The 23,707-nt window shown below is 39.6% G+C and carries 17 protein-coding genes; 13 read left to right on the forward strand and 4 right to left on the reverse strand.

Annotated features, from left to right (window positions below; all coding sequences use genetic code 11):
• The first annotated feature begins 144 nt into the window (after positions 1-144).
• The 4 genes from QM629_RS21145 (at position 145) to QM629_RS21160 (ending at position 4,152) form a co-directional block, all read left to right on the forward strand.
• A complete protein-coding gene (locus QM629_RS21145) occupies positions 145-438 on the forward strand; it encodes a hypothetical protein (RefSeq protein WP_415161903.1) in 294 nt (97 codons plus the stop codon).
• Positions 439-668: 230 nt separating this feature from the next.
• Complete coding sequence (locus QM629_RS21150) at positions 669-1,598, forward strand: sugar phosphate isomerase/epimerase family protein (protein ID WP_415161904.1); 930 nt, start codon at positions 669-671, stop codon at positions 1,596-1,598.
• A gap of 7 nt (positions 1,599-1,605) precedes the next feature.
• Positions 1,606-3,144 carry a glycoside hydrolase family 28 protein gene (locus tag QM629_RS21155; RefSeq protein WP_415161905.1) on the forward strand — a complete coding sequence of 513 codons (1,539 nt, stop codon included), beginning with the start codon at positions 1,606-1,608 and terminating at the stop codon, positions 3,142-3,144.
• 18 nt (positions 3,145-3,162) lie between these two features.
• Positions 3,163-4,152 carry a hypothetical protein gene (locus QM629_RS21160; RefSeq protein WP_415161906.1) on the forward strand — a complete coding sequence of 330 codons (990 nt, stop codon included), beginning with the start codon at positions 3,163-3,165 and terminating at the stop codon, positions 4,150-4,152.
• A gap of 22 nt (positions 4,153-4,174) precedes the next feature.
• Here QM629_RS21160 and QM629_RS21165 read toward each other — a convergent pair whose 3' ends face one another.
• A complete protein-coding gene (locus tag QM629_RS21165; protein ID WP_415161907.1) occupies positions 4,175-5,074 on the reverse strand; it encodes an AraC family transcriptional regulator in 900 nt (299 codons plus the stop codon).
• Positions 5,075-5,152: 78 nt separating this feature from the next.
• Here QM629_RS21165 and QM629_RS21170 point away from each other — a divergent pair, with 78 nt between their 5' ends.
• The 8 genes from QM629_RS21170 to QM629_RS21205 all read left to right on the forward strand — a co-directional run bounded on the left by QM629_RS21170 (position 5,153) and on the right by QM629_RS21205 (position 17,396).
• Entirely contained in the window at positions 5,153-5,935 is a 783-nt protein-coding gene (locus QM629_RS21170; protein ID WP_415161908.1) for a phytanoyl-CoA dioxygenase family protein, read from the forward strand.
• Positions 5,936-6,012: 77 nt separating this feature from the next.
• Positions 6,013-8,652 carry a glycoside hydrolase family 20 zincin-like fold domain-containing protein gene (locus QM629_RS21175; protein WP_415161909.1) on the forward strand — a complete coding sequence of 880 codons (2,640 nt, stop codon included), beginning with the start codon at positions 6,013-6,015 and terminating at the stop codon, positions 8,650-8,652.
• The gene (locus tag QM629_RS21180) at positions 8,639-9,892 is read left to right on the forward strand and encodes a hypothetical protein (RefSeq protein ID WP_415161910.1); all 1,254 of its coding nucleotides are present in this window, start codon (positions 8,639-8,641) and stop codon (positions 9,890-9,892) included. The genes QM629_RS21175 and QM629_RS21180 overlap by 14 nt, the downstream gene beginning before the upstream one ends.
• Positions 9,893-9,968: 76 nt before the next feature.
• Positions 9,969-12,803: a TonB-dependent receptor gene (locus tag QM629_RS21185; RefSeq protein WP_415161911.1), complete on the forward strand. Its 2,835-nt coding sequence runs from the start codon at positions 9,969-9,971 to the stop codon at positions 12,801-12,803.
• 183 nt (positions 12,804-12,986) lie between these two features.
• The gene (locus tag QM629_RS21190; RefSeq protein ID WP_415161912.1) at positions 12,987-13,799 is read left to right on the forward strand and encodes a 6-phosphogluconolactonase; all 813 of its coding nucleotides are present in this window, start codon (positions 12,987-12,989) and stop codon (positions 13,797-13,799) included.
• 162 nt (positions 13,800-13,961) lie between these two features.
• Entirely contained in the window at positions 13,962-14,789 is an 828-nt protein-coding gene (locus tag QM629_RS21195) for an N-acetylmuramic acid 6-phosphate etherase (RefSeq protein WP_415161913.1), read from the forward strand.
• A gap of 3 nt (positions 14,790-14,792) precedes the next feature.
• A complete protein-coding gene (locus QM629_RS21200; RefSeq protein WP_415161914.1) occupies positions 14,793-16,082 on the forward strand; it encodes a sugar MFS transporter in 1,290 nt (429 codons plus the stop codon).
• 3 nt (positions 16,083-16,085) lie between these two features.
• Positions 16,086-17,396, forward strand: a complete 1,311-nt coding sequence (locus tag QM629_RS21205) for an MFS transporter (protein WP_415161915.1) — start codon at positions 16,086-16,088, stop codon at positions 17,394-17,396.
• A 583-nt stretch (positions 17,397-17,979) separates the two neighbouring features.
• Here the strand turns inward: QM629_RS21205 and QM629_RS21210 are convergent.
• On the reverse strand, positions 17,980-20,499 hold the full coding sequence (locus tag QM629_RS21210) for a PIG-L family deacetylase (protein ID WP_415161916.1): 2,520 nt from the start codon (positions 20,497-20,499) through the stop codon (positions 17,980-17,982).
• A gap of 79 nt (positions 20,500-20,578) precedes the next feature.
• A complete protein-coding gene (locus tag QM629_RS21215) occupies positions 20,579-20,923 on the reverse strand; it encodes a copper chaperone (RefSeq protein ID WP_415161917.1) in 345 nt (114 codons plus the stop codon).
• Between the two features lie 218 nt (positions 20,924-21,141).
• On the opposite strand from QM629_RS21215, the gene QM629_RS21220 reads away from it, so the two are divergent.
• The gene (locus QM629_RS21220) at positions 21,142-22,644 is read left to right on the forward strand and encodes a serine hydrolase (RefSeq protein WP_415161918.1); all 1,503 of its coding nucleotides are present in this window, start codon (positions 21,142-21,144) and stop codon (positions 22,642-22,644) included.
• 156 nt (positions 22,645-22,800) lie between these two features.
• Here the strand turns inward: QM629_RS21220 and QM629_RS21225 are convergent, their stop codons facing one another.
• Positions 22,801-23,571 carry a prolyl oligopeptidase family serine peptidase gene (locus QM629_RS21225; RefSeq protein ID WP_415161919.1) on the reverse strand — a complete coding sequence of 257 codons (771 nt, stop codon included), beginning with the start codon at positions 23,569-23,571 and terminating at the stop codon, positions 22,801-22,803.
• Positions 23,572-23,707: the final 136 nt, after the last annotated feature.

A 23,707-nucleotide genomic window follows, 5' to 3' on the forward strand; every position in this document is an offset into this window, starting at 1 on the left:
AATGTCCCGGTTTTTTTGATCTTTAAACTGTCGTATAAATAATAAATCAGGAATTGAAAATTTTAAAAAAGACCACCTTTATTCTTTTTTTAGCATTACTGAATACTATTGTCTGGTCACAAAGTATCTATCCTAAAAAAGAATATGCAGCCATACTCCAATGAATTAACAGACGCGCTGTTAAAAAGGCAAATGAAGGATAGCTTTAACCAAAATTTTGGTGGTATCTGGTGTGAGCATTGCCATGCATGGCACACCCGTGCTGCTGAAGCCGTTTTCCCTTTTACCGTAATGTATTTAATAACTAACGAAAAAAAATACCTTGCGGCTGCAAAAAATGATGTGTCCTGGCTGATACGACAGCAACAGTCCAATGGCAGTTGGAAAGAAACCCCGGAAGAATGGACAGGAACTACAACAGATCAGTTGCTGATTTGACTACAGGAAGAAATGAAGGTAAATTCTGGACACCTTATCCTGCCCTGAAAACCTATCCTCTTGAATTGGAAGTCCATCCCAGGCCAAACAATTTTACCAATTCAGTTATCTACAGAATAACAATAGTAAAATAGGTTAGGAATAAAATTTCCGGTAGAATTTTTTTATTAATTTTTCGTGTACGTAACCGGAAATTCTTATTTTTATTCAGTTTAGTTGAAAACTATAATATGAATACAGATCAATATTCAAATAAAATAACCTGTGCTTATTTATATTCTATCACTAAATATGGCTACCCTTCCGATGTGCGCAATACCGTTCAGTATATAGATGAAATGAAAAGTATGGGCTTTTCCTCGATAGAACTTGAAGCAATTGGCGAAGCCAATGTTGAATATATGTTTAAGCATTACCCTTTGATAGCGGAGCAGCTCACATCTGCTAATTGCTCGGTTCCCGTTTTCTGCATAGTGCTTCCAAAATTAGGTTCTGCTTATTCCTCTGAACAGGCAAAAAGCCTTGAACTTTTTGATAAAGGATGTATCACAGCAAACCAACTTGGTGCGAACGCAGTATTAGATAATAGCCCCCTGCTTCCCTTGGAGTATCCTAAAAATGCACCGATACAAAGACACTATTCTTCAGCAACACTTTCAAGAATTGGGCTGCCCGCTGGTTTTGACTGGAATAATTATTGGCTTTCGCTTACAAATACATTTCAAAAGGCATGTGCTATTGCGGCGAATTATAATTTGTCCTATCATCTTCATCCATGTGAAGGAAGCCTTATTACAGGAACAGAATCTTTTTTAAATTTTGCATCATCCGTAAAAAGTGAAAATCTTTTATTCAATCTTGATACAGCCAACCAGTTTTATTATAAGGATAATTTGCCATTGAGCCTTTTACGGCTTTCAAAAAAAGTCAGCTACATACATATATCTGATAACAGGGGTAACCTTGTGGATCACCTTGTTCCCGGTGACGGAGAAATTGACAGGAACAGTTTTTTTGCCATGCTTCGTACCATAGATTTTAAAGGAAATTTTGCGATAGATGTAGGCGGTGCAGAAACAAACATTGCGGATATACGACAAGCATACATTCGATCTGCCAACTGGCTAAACGAAAAATTGTCAGCATACGCATTAAACTAAAAAAGAAATGAAAGGGAATCTTATTCTGAGAAAGCGGTTGATGCTTGCCTGTTGGTTGCTAATAATAAATTTTTCATCGTTGCATGCACAGGTATATGATGTTACCCGTTTTGGCGCAATCGGCGACAGCATTACTGATAATACTCTTTTTATACAAAAGGCAATTGATAGTTGTGCTGAAACAGGCGGTAAGGTTTATTTTCCCAGGGGCATTTTCTTAACAGCTACATTATACCTCAAAAGCCATGTTACACTTGATCTTTCCGGTGGCGCCGTTATTCTTGGCATAGCTGATTTTAAAAAATACCCCTACCTAAATGCAGGTATTCATTTTTATGGAGAAGACTGGGCTAAGCAAAGCCTTATCTTTTGCAAAGATCAGGAAGATGTTTCCATCGAAGGCAATGGAATCATTGATGGGCAGGGTGCAAAATTTATTACAGCTACAATAAAAAAGCCGGATCGGTACAAAAACCGGCCATACCTTCTTTGGTTTATTAACTGTAAAAATATTTCTGTAAAAGGAATACAATTAAGGAACTCAGCTTTCTGGATGCAGCATTATCTGGGTTGTGAATATGTAAATATTAATGGTATTAAAATCTGGAATCATTCCAATAAGAATAATGATATGATGGATATAGATGGCTGCAAATACGTTACTATATCAAATGTTATTGGAGATTCTGATGATGATGGCATCACTATAAAAAGTACATCACCTTTGCTTTCAGAACATATTACTATAACCAATTGCGTGTTAAGCAGCCATTGCAATGCACTGAAGTTTGGTACAGAATCTACGGGCGGTTTTAGAAATATTACAGTGTCTAATTGCATCATAAAACCTTCGGCACAGCTTAGTACAATTTATGGCAAGCCGGCCGGTAACAGTGGTATTTCACTGGAGCTGGTTGATGGGGGCATAATGGAAAATGTAACGGTAGATAATATTGTGATTGAAGGGCCGCAGGTTCCGTTATTTATACGGTTGGGTAACAGGGCAAGAAAATATATTGATGCGGCAAAAGTTCCTTTACCCGGTAAAATAAGAAACATTAATATCTCCAATATTATTGCAACAAGTGCAGATGAAACAGGTTGTTCATTTACCGGAATTGAAAAAGCAGCAATCGAAAATATTTCATTAAGCAATATCAGTATTGAAACATCAGGCAGTGACGAACCGGTTGATTTATCAAAACCCGTTGAAGAAAAAGAAAGCGAATATCCCGAGGCTGCAATGTTTGGTAAACTCCCTTCCTACGGTTTTTTTATACGCTACGCCAGGGATATTAAATTGTCCAATATTACTATCCGCTCAAAAAATAAAGAAGTGCGGCCTGGTATTATTGTAGATAAAACCGATCGTTTTTTATTAACAGGCCTGGATATACAATCTGTCAGCGATACAAAAGCAGCAGTTTATATAAACAGCAGCAGTAATGGTGTAATTAAAAATAATCTTCATCATTATCCTGTACAACAATTTTTACTGAAAGGTCAATTGTCTGCAAACATTGAAACAGATTCAATAAAAAAATGATTGTTTATGATTGCCTGCATGAAGCAAATAACTGCCACATTTATTGTAAGTGTATCTATCACAATGCTATTTGCTTTAAAGGTGTTTTGCCAAAATGATACGCCTTTGAAGGTCGCTGAAAAAGTTGCTGATAAAATAATTGACGATGCGCATTTTGAATTCAAATTAGTACCGCAAACAGAGCAGTTAGGAATTCAGATAATTGACTTCCGGTTCATGAAGATAAACGAAGATCAAACAGCTTATGCAGCCTGTTCGGCCAATGCTATAACTGATACAGCAGTTTTGTTTGGTATAACCGCCGCCGGCAAAATGCAGATATGGCTGAACAAAAAATTGGTATATCAACAGCAAGAACAGGCAATTAGAAATCCCCGTGAAATGTCCTATGGCCGTTTTCATTTTAATAAGAGCTTCGCTGCAAAAATTAAGAAAGGAGAAAATCAGTTTTTAATAAAATATGAAGCAAATCTATCTGCACCTGTTGTTTTCCTGCGGCCCATTACCGGCACCGGCGATTTGGATATATCCGTTCAGTTTAATATAAATTGTCAGCAACCTTGGATGTATGCCGGTTCTTTTTCATCTTTAACAAATTTGATTACACCGGAAAAAGATTTGCAAACTTTTTATGAACCGGAAAAAGGAAAATTTATTAGCTGGCAAACTGCACCCCAAAAACTTTTACCGGAACTTGTTACAGACAGTAATGCCGCCTACCGGACAGACCCTTATTCCGATTGGCAATATGCTCATGGTACGATGGTGTGGGGCATTATGAAGCTTGGCGATGCAATCAATATTGAAAAATACAATGCGTTTGCAAAAAAATATAAAGATTATGCTTTGAAAAAAGCGCCAAACGGTTTAATGCCGAAACATAAAAATGTACATTTTACCTGGCTTGCTAAACCCGGTAAGCACAATCTTGAAATAGAGCTTGCGGTTAATCAAAAAGAAATAACTACCTGGAATAATAGCGCTGTTTACAATGTTACAATTAAATAGCACAGCAGCTTTTAGCATAAAATCATGAATCCAAACTATCCACTATATGGGTCTTATAGGCTGTTGGGCTAAACCCGGTAAACTTTTTAAATACGGTAGCGAAATATTGAGAATTGGGAAATCCGGTTTCAAAAGCAATGGATGTTACAGACGCTTTCGTTTTTTTCAATAACTTCTTTGCTTTTGTTATCTTATACTTTAAAGCATAATCAAGCGGCGTTGTGCCTGTTTCCTGTTTAAACCATGATTTAAACCGCGAAACTGATAAACCTGCAACGCGTGCCAGTTCCGGCACTGACACGGGTTCATCAAGATGAGCTTCCAGGAAATTGTTCACTTTTACAATCTTACCCGATTGTTTATAAACAATTTCTTTTTTAGAACAATTGATTACTTCCAATAGATAACCTGCGATCAAGTGCTGCATTGAAATAAGTGAAAAGAGGTTTTTCTTATCAATCTTAAAATTGATTATTTTTTCAAGCATTGGTTTTAATTGACTATTCCCTTTGAATAAACGTGGTAATTGCAGTAATTGATTTTGCCATTCTTCTGCAAGTTCACCTTCGAACCTTAAAAATTGCGTAGGTGTGTTTTTTTTATTTATTCTTATAATAATCCAATAAAGCTCACCCTTCTCTTCCGGGAATTTTCCTGTTCCGTGAGGCTCTCCCGGGTAAGTTACAAACAAGTCGCCTCCTTTTATTTTATAAACATTTTCATTCACCTCATATTCCTGTTCGCCTTTGCTGCAAAAACATATTTCCATCATCGACCTGTGCGTATGTAAAGGCAATTGCTCCTTAGCCTGTGTATAATTATATTTTCCAAGTACCACTACATTTTGAAATCCATATTGCCTCAGGTCTATGATTTTTCGCTCATTTGATGACAATGTATCCAAAGAAGATTTTCTGCTCATTTATAAAATTGTATCAGGATATTATCTGAAAAAAATTATTAAAGGTACTATGTTATTTTTGGAGTAAACAATAGTGTTATGTTATCCATAAGTCCGTCGCAACTTTCTTTTTTTGAAGAAAAAGGTTATCTGGTTGTAGAAAATATATTGAATAAGGAAGAAATAGCGTATTACCGGGATATTTATGAAAAATTTCTTACCAATCAGATTGATGTACAAAAATACCGTTCTGATTTGGGAAGCCATGCAGAAAATGATCTATTCACTTTAAAACAGGAACGCATTACACAGATAATGCTGGCAAGCAGGCTGTTTCCTGAACTTCTCGATCAGCCTTTGCATAAGAAAGCATTATCTATTGCGAAGCAGTTGTTGGGTGAAGATATGGCGCTTGATTTTGATATGCTTATCAGCAAAGCGCCTCATTCTGCAACAGCTACGCCATGGCATCAGGACCGGGCTTATTGGATTACCATGCCCGATACGAGGAGCGCGAGTTGTTGGGTTGCATTGGATGATGCAACAAAAGATAACGGATGTATGTGGTATGTAGAAGGCTCTCATAAACTACCGGTTCGCGGGCACAGGCCTGCAGGCAAGGGCGGAGGCGCACTGGAGTGTGATGCTTCAGAAGAAGAAGGTATTGCTGTTGAAATTAAAGCAGGATGCTGTATATGGCATCACGGCGGAACACTTCATTATAGCCGAGGCAATACTACAAATAATATGAGACGGGCTTTTATAACAAATTATCGTCCCGAAGCAATGATTGCTTACGAACGTGAACAGGGATTCGATCATTCAGGAGAGCGGAATGTAAGAGATTCAAAGGCAAAAAATCAACAAGATTCTTTGGGTTAGTATTTTTTTTCCTATTTTGTGGGTACGTACACGTAATTTTTAAAACGAATGTGCCAAACCATATTAAGACTTAACAAATGAATTCTGCAACATATATATCACACTGTAGTTATCGCTTCTTTTTGTTGCTGTTCTTTTTGTGCATCACATTCGAATCATCTGCAGAAAAACAAAATGTAACCAATGCAGCAAGTGGCTGGGAAAGCAATGCGGCCGGCACTACTGCAAAAATTCCCGTGCTGCCTTTACCAAGATATTTTTACGGGGAAAAAGAACAACTGTCTTTTTCAATACCCCAAAAACCTGGATGGAAGGGATTAGAAACATCTGCTGAAGAAAGATTATTATTTCACTGGAGAAAACTGGAAGCGCTTAATTCTAATGCGTCAAAAAGTACTAATACCAATTTCCAGGTGGGCATATTGGGAAAAGACAAAGATTTTGATAAACTCGTTGCAGAAAAAGCCTTTCAATGGATTAACAAGATTAATGACCAGGGATATATTTTGTTACTTACCGATAAACAAAAAATTATTGCTGCCACAACTGAAACCGGCCTTTTTTATGGAATTCAAACACTCAAACAACTGGTACGCGCCGGCTGGAATAAATCAATTATAATAGCTGACTGGCCTGCATTTGAACATCGGCAGATTTATGATGATATAAGCCGTGGCCCTGTTTCTACAGTAGATTATATAAAAAAGCAAATTGAAAGAATGTCAGAGATAAAAATTAATTATCTCTCCTTTTATATTGAGCATGTTATTCAGCCGCTCTCTCATCCTGACTTTGCTCCTGAAAATGGCAAGCTAACCATAGCACAGGTAAAAGAGCTATCTGCGTATGCCGCTAAATTTTATATGCAATTGGTTGGCAGCTTTCAGTCATTCGGGCATTTTGCAAACATCTTGGCTGTTCCCCAATATGCTTCACTGGGCGCTACGTCAACATTAATCTCCCCAACCAACCCTAAATCAAAAAAATTTCTTGCAGATGTAATTGGTGAAATGTGCGATGCTTTTAACGCTCCCTATTTTAATGTTGATTGCGATGAAACGTTTGATCTTGGACAGGGTACTACAAAGGCGCTTGTTGACAGTCTTGGCATCGCAACTGTATATGCCGATCATTTAAAATTTTTGCATGAAGTAATAAAACATCATGGAAAAATAATGATGATGACCGGTGATTTTCCTATAGATCATGAAGCGGTGCTGGACATGCTTCCCAAAGATATTATTTACCTCACCTGGGAATATGGCGATCAGCCTTCATACAAAAAATGGATACAGCCTTTTGCAAGCCGCCATCTTCATTATATGGTGTGCCCCGGCATTCTGAATACGTACCGGATGTTTCCTGATATGGTAATGGCAAAAGGCAATATAAGGGGCTTTACACAAGCTGGAGCAAAGCAAAATGCGGAAGGCGTTATTACTATGATTTGGGACGACGGCGGCGCTTACCTTTTTTCGGGAGATTGGTATGGGGTGTATGTTACGGCAGAAAGCAGCTGGAATACGGATACTGCAGCGTGGCAATCGTTTGATAAACGCTATGAAATAAATGCATACGGAACCAGGAACGGCAGTTATGTAAATGCACTTTTTAGTTTAATGAATTTGCGGGATGTGCCTTTAACATACGATCTTAATTTCAGGCTTTGGCAACAAAAGCTGCTGCCTGAAAAGGGAAAAGAATTGATTGTAAATAATGTATCTGCAAGTGAGGCTTTAAAGATAATTACTGAAGCAGAAAAATTTCTTGCTGATGCAAAACCGGCTATGAACACTTCAGATATTCAAACACTTTCATTTTGTATCCGGCAATACCGCATCATGATCGAATCAAGATTGCAAACTGTAAAAATTGCTGAGGATTATAAAAAGATATGTTCATCGCCTCTTTCTGCTGCGCAAGCTATTCCAATGCTGAAAAACGATGAAGTGATACTTTCCGGTTTAATAAAAAAATATAAATTATTGCGGGAGGAATTTAGAAAAGCCTGGTTGAATGAAAACCAATATTATTGGCTCGATGTGGTAATGAAATCATTTGATAAAAAAATATCAAGCCTTGATGGACTCCAAAAGAATCTAAAGCAAGTTGAAGAAGATTTGCATAACGCAAATGCACTTCCTGCCGCTTCTTCTATCGGATTGGGAATTCGTGAAAGCTCCAGCTTTTATTTTCAGAACTGGATGTTAACAGGCCCCTTTCCTGTTAATAACGAAAATACTTTTCCATCTTTTTTATACTCAGATACAAAAGAATATGATAAACCTCCAGCACCCGGCGACTTTACAAAATATGATGGAAAATTATACCGGTGGAGAAAATTTGCGTCAGAAGATGGAGGCATTATTGATTTACACGAATATTATCCGGAACCGTCCCCTGCATTTGTATATGCCTATTGCTATATAAGCTCAGATACAGCGCTTACAGCGAAAGCTTTTGCGAACAGCAATCAGGCAATGGAGATAGTTTGCAACAGCGAAAAAGTATATAGCAATACAAAGCCGGGAGATTCAAATACGATTGAAATAAATCTTCCTTTAAAAAAAGGAATCAACAATATCCTTTTAAAAATAAGAAAAAATGCAGCCGGTGATGGCACATTTGATTTTCATCTCCAGGACAATCTTCAGATTACTAATCATAAACATAAATACCAGCTAAATCCAAAAATAAAATCGTATGATGCTGAATAAAGAGTTGAGATATTGTTCAATCACCCTGTTTTTTATATTGATAGCTGCAAGTGGTTATACACAGGTTTCGAAAGAAGATGTTGAAGAAGCCATCAACGAAACGGCTTATTATGTGGCAAATGTAATTTTAGATAAAGATGGGAAATCAAGATGCGATTATAATGTAATGGAAGGAAAATGGTATCCCTATGAAGTGCCGTGGCATACGGGACAAGCCGTCAGCGCATTGCTTGCTGCATATAAAGAAACCGGCAACAACGATTATCTGGAAGCTGCAAAAAAAGGAGGCGATTGGTGGATTAACCTCGAGTTTAAAAACAGCGGCCCTTCTGCGCTTCAGGGAATGGTAAATGCTATTCATGGAGATGTGCTGGGAGATGATTTTATTGTTTTTGCAACCGTGTCTGATGGCACACCTGGCATTTATGAATTATCGAGGGTTACAAAAGAACCTAAATATGCACAGGTAGCTACCTCGGCCGCATCATGGATGCTCGAGCACATGTATTACCCGGAAAAAGGTGTTTGCTATGATAATGTTGATGCAAAAACCGGAGAAGTATTAAAAGAATACAGTCCCTTTTGGAAGGATAAAAAAACTCAGCAATTATTTGATGTATCAAGGCCGAATACCGAAGGATATCTTTTTAAAGATGCCTATGAGTTTTCACATGAAGAAAAATTTAAAAAAGCCTTCATCACCTTATGCAATAGTTTAATTGAAAAACAAGGCGCAGAAGGTGTTTGGATGGAGTTCATGCCTAACTCGGTGGAAGAACATTCCTTTCATCCCCGGTTTTCGTTATGGTATGCGGAATCACTGATTGAAGCATTTAAACTTACAGGCGACAAAAAATATCTTGAGGCTGCGGCTAAAACGGCGCGGGCCTTCCAAAAAGCACAGTTTGATAACGGAACTATTTTTTATGATAACTATACCAACGGCCGTGCGCCTGACCGTGGATCTTCAACCGGTTCTGCAGTGGCATTTGCCGGCATTGTATGGATAGAACTTTCAAAAGAGGGCTATAAAGAATTTGATTCTTCCATTGAAAAATCGGTAAAGTGGATAATAAAGAACCGTTATGCCTTTGATCATCCCGATCCCAATCTCCGCGGCGCTGTTTTGGAAACAAGAACCCGGTTTAAAAAAGATAAAGTGTGGTTAACCAACCGCGATATTGGAACATCCTTCGGGCTTAGGTTTTTAGTTGAATACGCGAGGTTTAAGTATAAATAACTTTTAAAATGAGAATCAAGACGGCAACTGTTTAAACAAACTTTAAATATTTTTTTTGACCAGAAAAAATTGCATTATGAAACAATCTGCTAAGTGGCTGAAGGAAACAATTATGTTGGTGTCAGCATTAACTTTATTTTCCTGTAGTGTTTTCGCACAGGGAAGCGGCAATATTAAGGGCCAGGTAATGGGTGCGGAGGGGACTGCACTTCCCGGCGCTTCCATAATCATTAATGGCACGACCCGTGGAACCACAACTGATCTATCGGGCGTTTTTGAATTACTGGATGTGAAAGATGGCGATTATACGCTCCAGGTAAATTACATGGGTTACCAGCCTGCTGAAGCAGATATACATGTAAGCGCCGGAAAAACAATTGTAAAAGATTTTACCCTTAGCTATACCCATGCAACTTTAAAGAATGTAACGATATCTGCTGTGGTGGAGGGCCAGCAAAAGGCCCTGAACCAACAACGGAATTCAGATAATGTAAAACAAATCGTATCTGCTGATCTTATCGGCCGCTATCCTGATCTCAACGTAGCTGAATCTATGCAAAGATTGCCTGGCGTAACAATTGGCCGCAATAGCAGTGGCGAAGGTTCTACGATTCAGTTGAGGGGTACGCCGGCCAATTTTACAAATATCAATGTGAATGGAGAACAAATACTCAGTACCCAGGAAAACGGGCAAAGAAGTGTAAGCCTTGACGGAATTCCTGTAGGATTACTTTCCTCAATGGAAGTGTCAAAAACGCTTACGCCGGATCAGGACGGCGATGCTATTGCGGGTGCTATCAACCTCAAATCACCTACCGCTACATCTACCCAAACAAAAATGAGTGCTGATTTAGGTGCAGGATACAATGATCTTAGAAAGAGCCTCAATGGTATAGGGAATTTGACTTTAGGAAAACGTTTTCTTGCAGATGAAAAAAATCCAAACGGGAAATTAGGTGTTCTTCTTAATGGCAGTTACTATCGCACTAAAAACGGATATGATGAACTGAATGCCCAGGTTTGGGAACAAGTAGATTTTGATGATGGGAAAGGAGACATTTATTTTCCTACAGATGTACGTTATCTTTTTGTTGAAAACCAACGTACACGAAAAGGCGGATCAGCAACCATAGACTACAACTTTAATTCCACTTCAAACATTGTGGCAAATCTGATGTATAGTGATTATTTTACTGATATTATACGCTATCGCAAGCGCACAAGAATGCAGACAAAGAATACGACAGTAGATGATGATGGAAATTATGTTACAACAAAGGGCAGGGCATATAACGAAGTAAAATCAGGAAATACTGATAATAACAACCTTAATCTAAGTCTTATAGGTGAAACAGCCATCGGCAAATTAAAGTTGGATGCAGGTGTTTTTGCAACCAACGCCGGGTATAAAGAAAGCACAGGCACATACAATTTTATTACCGGCAATATCCCGCTAACCATAAGTGATATTACCGGAGATTATCTAACTGCAACAGGTACTGACTGGCGCAATGATGCATCACTTTTTACTTATAACACTGTAGAACGTGAGCATTATAAAACCAGTGCCAGGAATTTTGTGGCAAGATTAAATATGAGCCTCCCCTACAAAATTGGAAACAATTCTGCCACATTCAAAGCTGGCTTTAAGATCAAAAATACCCATAGCCAAAGATTTTATCCCACAGGTGTGGTCATAAGTACTTACGATGGAGATGCCACGTCGGGAAGCCTTACCAATTTTGAAGGTAAGAAAGATGTATCATCAAGCCTGCTTAATGGTAATTTTGATTTTGGTTTAGGTGTTGACAAAGACAAAACCATTAACTATTTTAATAATAACCAGGGATCGTCGGATTTTCCGATGGACAGCTCAAGCATTCGGGGAACAACCGATACTTATTTCTACAACGCCATTGAAAATATAACAGCTGGTTATTTAATGAATCGCATCCAGTTCAACAGGTTTATGCTATTGGCCGGGCTGCGTATTGAAGCTACGGAAGTAGATTACAAGGGCAATATAGTTGACGAGGATGCTGATGGCTTATATGTTTCTACAACGCCTAATCGCAAAAAGACCAATTATACAAAGTTTCTTCCCAATCTTCAGGGCAAGTATAACCTTACCAATAGTTTATTATTACGTGGAGGGATAACTTTTGGTTATTCCAGGCCAGACTTTGTTGATCTTGTACCTAATCGCCTTGCCAGCCTGCTGGCTGAAACAGTAGTTGACGGCAATCCTGACCTGAAACCAGCTTTTGCCACAAATTTTGATTTGGCAATAGAAAAATATCTTTCCAATCTCGGCATTCTGTCTTTTAACGCTTTTTATAAGAAGATTGATGATTTTCAATATAGCAGCGTTACCACAATACAGGGTAGTGAATTTGATAACGCAGATTTGTATTTGGGCTATCAGTGGTATCGTACATTAAACGGCAATACAGCCAATGTATATGGCGTTGAAATAAATGCTCAAACCAATCTTACTTTTCTTCCAGGCTTTTTGAAGGGATTTTCAATACTTGCCAACTATACCTATTCCCATTCACAGGCAGACGCCCAGTATAGGAAAAATATAAGGCTTCCCGGGCAGGCAACCAACACGGCTAATGCTTCATTGGCCTATTCTATAAAGAGATTTACGATCCAGGGAAATCTCAACTATAACGGATCATATACTGTAAGTCTCGGCGCTGATGATGCTACGGATGTGATCCGCGATTCAAGAATACAAATTGATGCCAATGCTTCTTGCAGCATCAACAAAAAATTAACCATTTATGCTGAGGCGGTGAACCTTACCAATGCACCACAGGTAGATTATTTTGGCGTGAGAGAAAGAATTTATACCAAGCAATATTATTCTTTCTGGGGACGCGCAGGATTAAAGTTCAGGTTATAAGTAATCAAAGCATAATCTGCAACAGTCCTGCCAGTCGCTCGCAGAATGATGAAGTATTTCTGCTGTCAAGATTATTACTATCACGATAGCAGGACTTTAATGATACAGGGCAGAATTATAAACCGATAGAATACAGAATACATTTTAATTTTTAACTCAAAAAAGGATCATAAAAAAAACACTATGATAGATTTTGCAGCAGGGAAACTAAAGGTCAGGATATATGAAAACCGTAAAGAATTAGGCGCTGCAGCAGCAAAGATGGCCGCTGCAAGCATTAACAACATCCTCCAAAAAAAAGAAATAGTAAATATTGTTTTTGCAGCAGCAGCTTCACAGAATGAATTTCTTGCGTCGATAATAAAAGAAGATGTTGACTGGAGGCGTATCAATGCGTTTCATATGGATGAATACATCGGGCTGGAAAAAAATGCGCCACAACATTTCAGCCACTGGCTCAAAGAAAAGATTTTTGATAAGCTTCCTTTCAAAGAATTATTTTTTTTGAATGGCAATGCAGAAAATATAGGAGAAGAATGTTTGCGCTATACTACATTGCTGAAGAAACATCCTTTGGATATTAATTTTATGGGCATTGGAGAGAATGCACATCTTGCATTCAATGATCCGCATGTAGCAGATTTCAATGATCCCTATTTTGTAAAAGTAGTGGATTTAGATAAGGCCTGCAAACAACAGCAGGTAAATGAAGATTGTTTTAAAGACATCAGCGAAGTGCCTTCTTATGCGCTTACATTAACCATACCCGCTCTGTTACAGGCGGAACATATCTTTTGCATGGTGCCCGGAAATTTAAAGGCGCAGGCGGTTTATCATACGATTATGTCTGATGTTTCAGAACTATATCCATCAACAGTTTTAAGGAACCATGATGATGCATATTTATTCCTTGAAAAAGAAAGTGCCGCTATGTTATTAGCCGAAAATGATATTCAAAATTTAGCGATAACCAAACCTGTTAATTATGGCAACTGATATTATTAAAAACTTTCAAATGCACATCACATTATTGCTGATATCTTTACCTGGTCTCCGGATGAATGAGAGCAGTACAAGCTTTCAAAAGAGCAGGTTGATTTTTACAATGAATAGTTTATGCATGATAAAACTCTGATAAAGTAATATCGCTACTACTATATGGGCAATGAAAACCTTTTTAATAAAACAACGGAACAGGTTTCATCTTACAGGCATCTTGAAAAAATGTCAACGGAAGAAATGGTTAAAAGCATAAATACCGAAGATGCGACAGTTGCAGGCGCAGTGAGGAAAGAGCTTGCTTCTGTTATTGCTTTGATTGACGCACTAACAGAAAAGCTGTCAAAAGGCGGAAGGTTATTTTATGTGGGAGCAGGAACCAGCGGAAGGCTGGGCATACTGGATGCCAGTGAATGGGCACCTACTTTTGGCGTACCTGAAACGCTGGTAAATGGGTTAATAGCAGGCGGCGCCGCGGCACTGCGGGTTGGTATTGAAGATGCAGAAGACAGTTATGAAACAGGATGGCATGATCTGCAACGATATAATGTATCAGATAGGGATTTTGTGATTGGTATTGCAGCAAGCGGTACTACGCCCTATGTTGCAGGCGCATTAAAACAATGCAGAGATCATCATATTTCCACTGGTTGTATTGTTTGCAATCCGGGCTCGCCTGTGGCTTTATATGCAGATTACCCTATTGAAGTTATTGTAGGGCCTGAGTTTGTTACGGGCAGCACCCGCATGAAAAGTGGTACCGCCCAAAAGATGGTGTTGAATATGATTTCTACTTCTGTTATGATAAAACTGGGGCGTGTACATGACAACCGTATGGTGCACATGAAAATCAATAATGAAAAACTTATTGAAAGAGGAACGAAAATGTTTATGGAGAAAGCGGGAATCAGTAATTATGAGGAAGCCAAATCATTATTATTAAAATACGGAAGTGTTCATATAGCATTAAATAATATGAAAACTTAAGTTATGGCAACAACTGTCAACGCATCTGTCACATCCCCCGTCCGTAAAGATTACGCTAAAAACATCACGATAATAGGCGTATTCTTTTTTATTTTCGGGTTTATCTCCTGGATAAACGGGACATTGATTCCTTATCTTAAAATTGCCTGCGAACTCGAAGAGTGGCAGGCTTACCTCGTTACATTTGCTTTCTATATATCCTATACTGCAATGGCTATTCCCTCCAGCAGGTTGCTTCAAAAAAAGGGAATGATAAAAGGGATGAGTACCGGCCTTGGTGTAATGGCTGTGGGTTGCATTATATTCATACCGGCAGCGCTTATACGCAATTACGTTTTATTCCTGACAGGATTATTTTTTACGGGCGGCGGATTAACCTTATTGCAAACTGCCGTTAATCCATACATCACATTATTAGGCCCGGAAAAGTCTGCTGCACGAAGAATCAGCATCATGGGGGTATGTAATAAAGTGGCCGGCATTTTGGCGCCATTGATAATGGGCAGAATCATTTTAAAAAATTCCAATGGGCTAATAGAAGCATTGACTAAAATGAATGAAACCGATAAAAATGCCCGGTTGAACGAGTTGTCGCATACTGTTATTATGCCTTATACTTTTCTTACTGTTATTTTGTTTTCACTTGCAATCTTAATACGGTATGCACATTTGCCTGAAATAAAAAGTGAAGCAATGCCTGTTACATCGCCCGAGCTTTCCGTTTCTGATCCTGCCATCAAAAAACAATTTACTTTAGGGTTCATCGCTATTTTTTTTGCCGTAGGCGCAGAGGTCCTTGCCGGTGATACGATGGGCAATTATGGCTTATATCATGGTCTCAGTCTTGAGGTGGCAAAAAGCCTTACATCATATACTTTGTCGGGTATGATGATCGGATATCTCACTGGCATTTGGGCAATACCTAAATACATATCACAACAGCAGGCCTTTTATTTTTCTTCATGGCTTGGGCTTATCATCACTCTATTAATAATCGTATTGCCGGGCATGGGTTCGCTTGCATGTGTGGCTATATTAGGCCTCGCCAATGCCATGTTATGGCCCGCCATTTGGCCGCAGGCTTTAAGAGGGCTAACGATCAAGATGACGGCACGCGGATCAGCCATCTTGATTATGGGGATTGCAGGTGGCGCTTTAATGCCGTTATGCTATGGTTGGCTGGCCCACTTTATTAATAACCAGTATGCCTACGCTATCCTGATACCCGCATATTTATTTATGCTTTATTACAGTTTAAAAGGAAAGAAAGAAGCTTTTCTTTATAAAATATGAAAGATGAATAATTTAAGAAATAAGGAAAAAAGTGCTAAGCCGGGAAATTATCGTTGGATGGTATGCAGTCTGCTCTTTTTTGCCACTACAATTAATTACATTGACAGGCAGGTGGTGGGCTTGTTAAAACCGGTACTGGAAAAAAAATTTGGCTGGACAGAAACAGATTACAGTCACATTGTAATGGCGTTTACTGCCGCCTATGCTGCAGGCCTTTTGTTATTCGGCAGAATTATTGATAAAATCGGCAGCAAGGCCGGTTATACCATTTCCATTACAACATGGAGTATTGCTGCAATGCTGCATGCAGTGGCAAAAAGTACATTTGGATTTGGTATTGCAAGAGGATTTTTAGGCATCGGAGAATCGGGAAATTTCCCTGCAGCTATTAAAACAGTGACCGAATGGTTTCCTAAGAAAGAACGGGCGCTGGCCACAGGTTTTTTTGATTCCGGTTCCAACATAGGGGCACTTGCTGCGCCTATAATTATTCCGTGGATATTGGGCACTTATGGATGGCAGGGAGCGTTTCTTATAACGGGTTCTCTTGGTTTTTTATGGCTGATTTTGTGGAGGATTTTTTATGAAGTGCCATCCAAACAAAAAAGATTGCAACCTGCAGAACTATCCTACATCACCAGTGATGCCGAAGTAACTGAAGCGCCATCTGTAATAAAAAATGTTAACTGGATTCAATTATTTAAACTGAAGCAAACATGGGCTTTTATTACCGGTAAATTTTTCACAGACCCAATCTGGTATTTTTTTCTCTTTTGGCTTCCATCTTACTTCTCCAATACATTCCACATTGATCTTAAAAAGCCAAGCCTGCCATTAATATTAGTATATAGCGGCGCAACAATTGGTGCCATTGGTGGCGGCTATTTATCATCCTGGCTAATAAAAAAGAGAATGCCGGTATATAAAGCCCGCAAAATAGCCTTACTGGTTTCTGCTCTTGCCGTATTGCCAATTATCGTTTCCCGTTATACAACCAATATGTGGTTAGTAATTGGTTTAATTGCTTTAGCCATTGCCGGCAATGCGGCATGGAGCGCGAATATTTTTACCATAGTTTCTGATATGTTGCCAAAAAAAGCGGTAAGTTCTGTGGTTGGAATAGGCAGTATGGCCGGCGCAGCAGGCGGTGTATTGTTTCCTATGCTTATTGGGTTTATTCTTGATTTTTACAAGAGGATAGGCAATATCACTGCAGGATATAATATTATCTTTATTTTTTGCGGACTTTCATTTTTAATTGCATGGCTGTTAGTATGTACAATTACGCCAAAAATGAAACCTGTAGATTTTTAACTATTAATGCCGTAAAAGCATTTTTAAGTATCATTAGGCATGTTAAAAATAGAGACAAAATTCTAATCTTCCTATGAGCCATTTTATGATATAGAAGCAGGGCTGCTGTTCAATTCTAAGTGACGGCTTATGGCAAGTAAAAACATCAGTTCAATGGAGGGAATTTAGTGTAGTTGTCCTTTTATGTTGGAAACACATTGTTTCTGCTATATTGAGAGGAATGCTTTTGAGTACAGAGAAACGTTGTAAGGATTTTTTCGGCATCTTCCTGTAAAGCTACATCACGAATATAATGATTTCTATTTCAATGCCTCAGTGTTGAACAATCCCGTTATTGAAGATTTGGCATTTGCCTGAAGATGGCTGGATACATAAAGTGCTGTTTACGGAAGAATCCAGTTCTATCAAAAGAAGATTTGATGGAACTGACGCTGATGCTTACAACGGCCAGCCACACTTGCAAAAAACGTTAAGCCTCTATGAGGCTTTAAGAAAATGGTTTCGAACACTTGTGGCCAGGAGACTTCGCAGTTCTATGCGTGAAGCCTGTCCGGCAACTGACGGGCCTCCGGACTTCATTCAATTATTTCTCTTTCGGCAAGGCAATTAAATTTGCCATCAGCCTGTAAGCGCCGCCCACACCGGCGGGCAACTGCCTGAAAAATACAATGCCCGCATATACAAAATTGCCTTTGCCATATCTGGCAATAATGAGGCTGCCATTGCTTTCCGGTTCATTCACGTCGTGCATGCCAAGCGGCGCCTGGTAATGTTCATCCAACTGCTCTGCATGGTAAGTGCTGCGTTCCTGTATCCAGTTATTAAAATCGGCGCTTGTAATTTTATTGGGATAATTCAACGCCGGGCTGTTGGGCAATAAAATATGCACGGGTGAAACTTCTTCTGTAACCCTTGTGCGGCCAATAATAAAATTATATGGCCCTATGTTTGCCCTGCCTGCGCCATTCTGGTTGTTGGTGTTGTATTGAACAATTAAGTTGCCGCCATCTTTTACATAATTCATCAGCACACTGTATTTTTCATTCAGCCATTCATAAATGTTGTATGCCCGCACACCGGTTATAACTGCATCGAATTGCTTTAGATTGGAAGGCGTAACGTCTTTTGCAGAAAGCAGCGTAACATTATACCCCATCTGCCTTAAACCCTGCGGCAGCTTATCGCCGGCGCCGGGAATATATCCAATGCGCCTGCCAACTGTTTTTACTTCCTCATTCACCACATGAATTTTATCTGTTGCATAATAATGCACATCAGGAATATGTTCATATTGAACAGCATGCAGGTCGCCGCTATACGCTTCGGGCTTATTGTTCATGCTTACTTCAACCGCCACAGAAGGGTCGCCCTGTTTAGGACTGTAATATTTTGATAAAGGAAAACTGAAATCATACGTTTGATTGTATTCAAGGTCAACCACGGTGTCCTTTATAAACACAGAATCTTTATTCTGCACAAAAAATAACCTGAGCTTTGCTTTGGGCGCATCAATATATGATTTCACCTGGGCATATACCGCATCATTTTTAACAGCGGTATTATTTTGTTTGATGCTGGTTAAAATAACCGAAGGCTGCAACGAAACGCTTAAAGGATTAATGATAATAAACGGCTCATATAGCTCGCCCCTGGCTGGATTGGTAAACCTGTATTGAACAGGCTTGTCAATAGTAACATCCGTTCCGTTTATATGGAAAGTAAAGCTTGCCGAACAGGCCGCATCATTCTGCGCTTTGCCAATGAGGGTTTGATCTTTTACGGTAAAGCTTCCAATGCTGTCAATGCCATACTGAAGCCAGTAAGGCTGTGTAACGGGCATGTTATCACCTGCTACAAAGGTGTGCGAAAAACCAAGATTGGCATTGGTGGCAAGATTGGTATTGAAAACAGAATCGAATGCAAGCAGCTTTATATTTTTCAATGCAACGTTTGCATCTAATCTTTTATTCACGAAAAACTGCACCGTGAATTTTTGCTGCTGCACGCCAAATTCATTACTGGTGGTGGCTTCTGCATAAATGCCCGAGCATTCAATAAGCAGTTGCTTTACTTCGCCCAGCTTTTTATTTTTCCAGTAGCTATCCGGCAACTGTTTAATTGATGTGTATAAATTCAATAAGGCATCAACCGTGTTTTCAGGATGTTCAAACTGAAAAGATGTAATGATTGCATCAACCTGTTGTTCCATATTCGCTGCGCCAATGCGTTGCCAGCTTGTATCAATGCCATCAAACAAACCATTCTCAACAGGCGTGCCGGCAAGCAGTTCAAAATACTCATAAGCCTGGCCTCGTTGTGCAGCAGAGCCAAAGCCCTGTGTGCGGTGCTGGCTGCGGCTTAGCGAAGCTATCTCCCCGTAGCTTTTACCAAGCAGGCTGTTATAGGCGCCGGTTTCCATTTTAAACTGGCCATTACTGGTTGTATTATCGCCGTCAAAATTGAACGTGTTCCATAAAATCCTTTTTGCCTGCCAGGGTTGCACGCCATATTTAAACTGTTCAGGGAACATGGCTGAATCGGCTGCAGCAGTAAATGCTTCTTTTGCCAGGATGGAAGAGGCAGCATGATGGCCATGGCCGGCCCTTGCATCGCCGGGAAAGCGGGTGATGATCACATCGGGCTGAAAGTTGCGTATCACCCAAACCACATCGCTCAATATTTTATCATGGCCCCAGAATTTTAATGCTTCATCCGAGGTTTTTGAGAAGCCAAAATCATAAGCGCGGCTGAAAAACTGTTCTGCACCATCAATCCTTCTTGCCGATAACAACTCCTGCGTTCTTATCAATCCGAGTTCAATGCCTTGTTCATCGCCAATTAAATTCTGCCCGCCATCGCCCCGCGTTAAGCTTAAATAACCCGTTCTCCATAATTCGCCGTTGGCAAAATAAGTAAGCAGCCTGGTATTTTCATCGTCCGGGTGAGCTGCTATGTACAGTACGCTTCCCAGCACATTTAATTTTTTCAGTTGCCGGTATATGTCAGCGCTGTTATAAGCAGGCGGCGTTTGTGCCATGGAAAAAGCAGGAATAAAAGATAATGCAGGTATTAAAAGAAGGAACAAAACTTTCTTACACATCATATATTATAATTGGTTGCCGGAATAAAAAAAGTTGCAACCGGAATACAGTTGCAACTTTTCAAAAATAAAATTTTATTGATTAATCCGCTTTAGTTGCAGGTTTGCGGCTGTACTGACAACATTTTGGCAGTTTTTTATAAGCGGCGTCATCGGCCCTTACATCCTGCGTATCGTAGCCAACGGCTGCAATAGCTTTCTCAATATCCAGTACCGATGTTTTTGATGCATCGTAGTTTACGGCAAGCAAATAAGTTTCATCGCTCCAGTCAGCCTTTGCAGCACCGGCTTTTTCTGCAGCCTTTTCAATTTTGCTTTTGCATTCATCGCAATTGCCCCAAACCTTTACCGTATCTGTTTTTGTTTGGGCAAATAAGCTTACTGAGCAAATGCTCATAACGGCCAGAAGAAAATATTTCAGTTTCATAATGTATTGTTTAAAGCACAAATATATACAATTAGCTTTTTTAATGCTGTTAATGAATAGCGGATTAATTACAACAGGTGCTTAATTTTTATCATCGGCAGACGGGCTTTAACCATGTTTCTGCACAATAATGTATAAAATCCTGATTTACTGCTAATGAATGTTCTGAAAAACCAATGCAAATAGTATCTTGTCATTTTAAACCAAACACTATTGCAATGAGAAAATTATTTATCTTATGTATGCTGCTGGTATTGGCAACAGCCAACGCCCAAAATGCGGCCTGGCAAAAAACAATAACGGCTTTTGATAAATACATACAAACTGCCATGCAGCTATGGAAAACGCCCGGCCTTGCTGTGGTAATTGTAAAAGACAGTAAAGTGATTTTTAATAAAGGTTATGGTGTGAAAGATATTGCCACCAAAGCGCCTTTCACTACATCTACATTATCCATTTGCGCTTCCACCACCAAGGCCATGACGGCCGTTTGCATGGGCATGCTGGTGGATGCCGGCAAAGTAAAATGGACAGATAAGGTAAGCGATATATACCCCGGGCTTAAACTGTATGATAATTATGCCAACAGTGAACTGACGGTAAAGGATCTTTTTACCCACAATACGGGTTTAGGCAATGCCGATTTACTTTGGATGTTTGATTACAGCATGGATACCATCATTCACCAGATGCGCTATATACAACCGGCGTACTCATTCCGGTCTTCTTTTATATACCAAAACCTTATGTACATGGTGGCCGGCGAAGTGATACACAAAGTTTCCGGCATAGCCTGGGATAAGTTTATAAAAGACAGCTTGTTTGCAAGGCTTGGCATGAATAATACTTTTCCTGATTACAGGCAATCGCTGGTAAGCAGCAATCATATTACACCACACTACATGTATGAAGACAGTGTGATAGAAACCATTCCGTTTATTGACAGCAAAACCGTTGATGCTGCAGGCGGCGTTTGGAGCTGTACAGACGATATTAATAAATGGATGATATTTATGCTTGATAGTGCCAAAGTGAATGGCAAAAGATTATTAACGCCTGAAACATACACGGAATTATTTAAGCCGCAGGCAATGGTTACGGCGAGTGAATTTTATCCCACCGCACAATTAACAAAACCACACTGGACAACTTATGGGCTGGGCTGGTTTCAGGAAGATTATAAAGGCAAAATGGTACAGTTTCATACAGGCAGCCTTGATGGCGCCGTTGCTATTTTAGGAATGATACCGGATGAAAATTTTGGCATTTACATTTTTGCCAATATGGACCATACTGAAATACGCCATGCTTTAATGTACAAGGCAATGGACCTTTTTGTTTTTAATGACGATAAAAACGACTGGAGCAAAGATTTTTATGCGCTCTACACAGGGCTTGCAGCCAAACGTAAAGCAAATGATGATTCCACAGATGCTAAAAGGGTTTTGAATACAAAGCCATCGCTTGAACTGAAAAATTATGCCGGCAATTATCACAATGAAATTTATGGAGACGCTGCTATTGTTATGTTGGGAGATTCTTTAATTGCCAGGTTTCCGAATAATGTGACTGTTAATTTGAGCCATTGGAATTATGATACGTTCCTTGGAAAGTTTGAGCACAAATGGTATGGCAAAGACTTTTTACGTTTTGATTTGAATGAAGAAGGAAAAGTAAAAAGCTTTAATTTTTGGGGATTGGTATATGAGAAAAAAGAGTAACATCATTCATGTACATTATAATTATTTATCACGCCTTTTTATGAAGGATGAGCCAGGCTGATACATTTAGCCATAGCTATAAATTTTTTGTGGGCTAACGGTCTGACGCCAGAAAAGCGTCTGACCGCGTATTCATCCGGCAAATTCAGGTTCATGCTATTTCCGCTGCCTGAACAGCCACTCCATGGCCGGTTTGTTAGTGTAAGCAGCCAGCCAGGAAAAATGGCCTGTTTCAGGATACATGGAAAACCCGGGATGTGCGCCTGCCTGCATTAACGCCTGCAGCATATCAACAGAAAACTGCGGGTTTACCGTGGCGTCTTCCGAACCATGTGCAATCCATACAGGAATGTGTGCAATGGATGCGGCTCTGGATGTATCGCCGCCACCGCACACCGGCATGGCTGCTGCGAACAGGTGAGGATAACGCTCAATAGCATCAAAAGTACCAAAGCCACCCATTGATAGCCCGGTAATATAAATGCGGCTGGTATCTATTGATTCATTTTTTTTCATTTGCTGTATAAGCGCAATCACCAGTTCCATTGGTTTGGAAGGTGTAGGCAACAGTGTCATGGCGCGGCTGGCATTGGTGCGGTTAAAGTTTGACCAGGTCATTCCCGCCGGGCATTGCGGCGCAATTATAAAAGCAGGGTGCAGGCTCATCATTTCATCGGTGGCGAAATTCATGACGCCCCATTTTAGCTGGGCATCATTATCGCTGCCGCGTTCACCGGAGCCATGCAGGAAAATAACAAGCGGGTATTTACGCCCGGGATCGGCATCAGGAAATAACAGCCGGTAATTCAGTGTATCGCCTGTATCGCTTATAAAATGTTCAACGCTGAAACGGGGCGGCTGCGCCTTGGTATCTGCATATATGAAGCATGCGATGGCAATAAGCAATGCGGATGTAAATTTCTTCATTTGGTATTCATTTTTGAGGTTCGTCTTTTTTAAATCTTTCAGGATGTGCACACGTATTCTTGACCACAAGAAACACAGTAATTACTTGGAAATCTTTTGAAAATTTAATTCTTTACAGGAGTTTAGCTCTTTTTCG

The sequence above is a fragment of the Parafilimonas sp. genome, assembly GCF_047606085.1.
Classification (GTDB): domain Bacteria; phylum Bacteroidota; class Bacteroidia; order Chitinophagales; family Chitinophagaceae; genus Parafilimonas.

What these genes read in the sequence shown, in the direction of transcription:
- QM629_RS21165 (WP_415161907.1), bottom strand. Translation starts at nt 5,074, where the DNA reads ATGAGCAGAAAATCTTCTTTGGATACATTGTCATCAAATGAGCGAAAA.
- QM629_RS21180 (WP_415161910.1), top strand. Translation starts at nt 8,639, where the DNA reads ATGATGCTGAATAAAGAGTTGAGATATTGTTCAATCACCCTGTTTTTT.
- QM629_RS21215 (WP_415161917.1), bottom strand. Translation starts at nt 20,923, where the DNA reads ATGAAACTGAAATATTTTCTTCTGGCCGTTATGAGCATTTGCTCAGTA.
- QM629_RS21225 (WP_415161919.1), bottom strand. Translation starts at nt 23,571, where the DNA reads ATGAAGAAATTTACATCCGCATTGCTTATTGCCATCGCATGCTTCATA.
- QM629_RS21195 (WP_415161913.1), top strand. Translation starts at nt 13,962, where the DNA reads ATGGGCAATGAAAACCTTTTTAATAAAACAACGGAACAGGTTTCATCT.
- QM629_RS21220 (WP_415161918.1), top strand. Translation starts at nt 21,142, where the DNA reads ATGAGAAAATTATTTATCTTATGTATGCTGCTGGTATTGGCAACAGCC.
- QM629_RS21205 (WP_415161915.1), top strand. Translation starts at nt 16,086, where the DNA reads ATGAATAATTTAAGAAATAAGGAAAAAAGTGCTAAGCCGGGAAATTAT.
- QM629_RS21185 (WP_415161911.1), top strand. Translation starts at nt 9,969, where the DNA reads ATGAAACAATCTGCTAAGTGGCTGAAGGAAACAATTATGTTGGTGTCA.
- QM629_RS21150 (WP_415161904.1), top strand. Translation starts at nt 669, where the DNA reads ATGAATACAGATCAATATTCAAATAAAATAACCTGTGCTTATTTATAT.
- QM629_RS21190 (WP_415161912.1), top strand. Translation starts at nt 12,987, where the DNA reads ATGATAGATTTTGCAGCAGGGAAACTAAAGGTCAGGATATATGAAAAC.
- QM629_RS21170 (WP_415161908.1), top strand. Translation starts at nt 5,153, where the DNA reads ATGTTATCCATAAGTCCGTCGCAACTTTCTTTTTTTGAAGAAAAAGGT.
- QM629_RS21155 (WP_415161905.1), top strand. Translation starts at nt 1,606, where the DNA reads ATGAAAGGGAATCTTATTCTGAGAAAGCGGTTGATGCTTGCCTGTTGG.
- QM629_RS21210 (WP_415161916.1), bottom strand. Translation starts at nt 20,499, where the DNA reads ATGATGTGTAAGAAAGTTTTGTTCCTTCTTTTAATACCTGCATTATCT.
- QM629_RS21200 (WP_415161914.1), top strand. Translation starts at nt 14,793, where the DNA reads ATGGCAACAACTGTCAACGCATCTGTCACATCCCCCGTCCGTAAAGAT.
- QM629_RS21160 (WP_415161906.1), top strand. Translation starts at nt 3,163, where the DNA reads ATGAAGCAAATAACTGCCACATTTATTGTAAGTGTATCTATCACAATG.
- QM629_RS21175 (WP_415161909.1), top strand. Translation starts at nt 6,013, where the DNA reads ATGAATTCTGCAACATATATATCACACTGTAGTTATCGCTTCTTTTTG.
- QM629_RS21145 (WP_415161903.1), top strand. Translation starts at nt 145, where the DNA reads ATGCAGCCATACTCCAATGAATTAACAGACGCGCTGTTAAAAAGGCAA.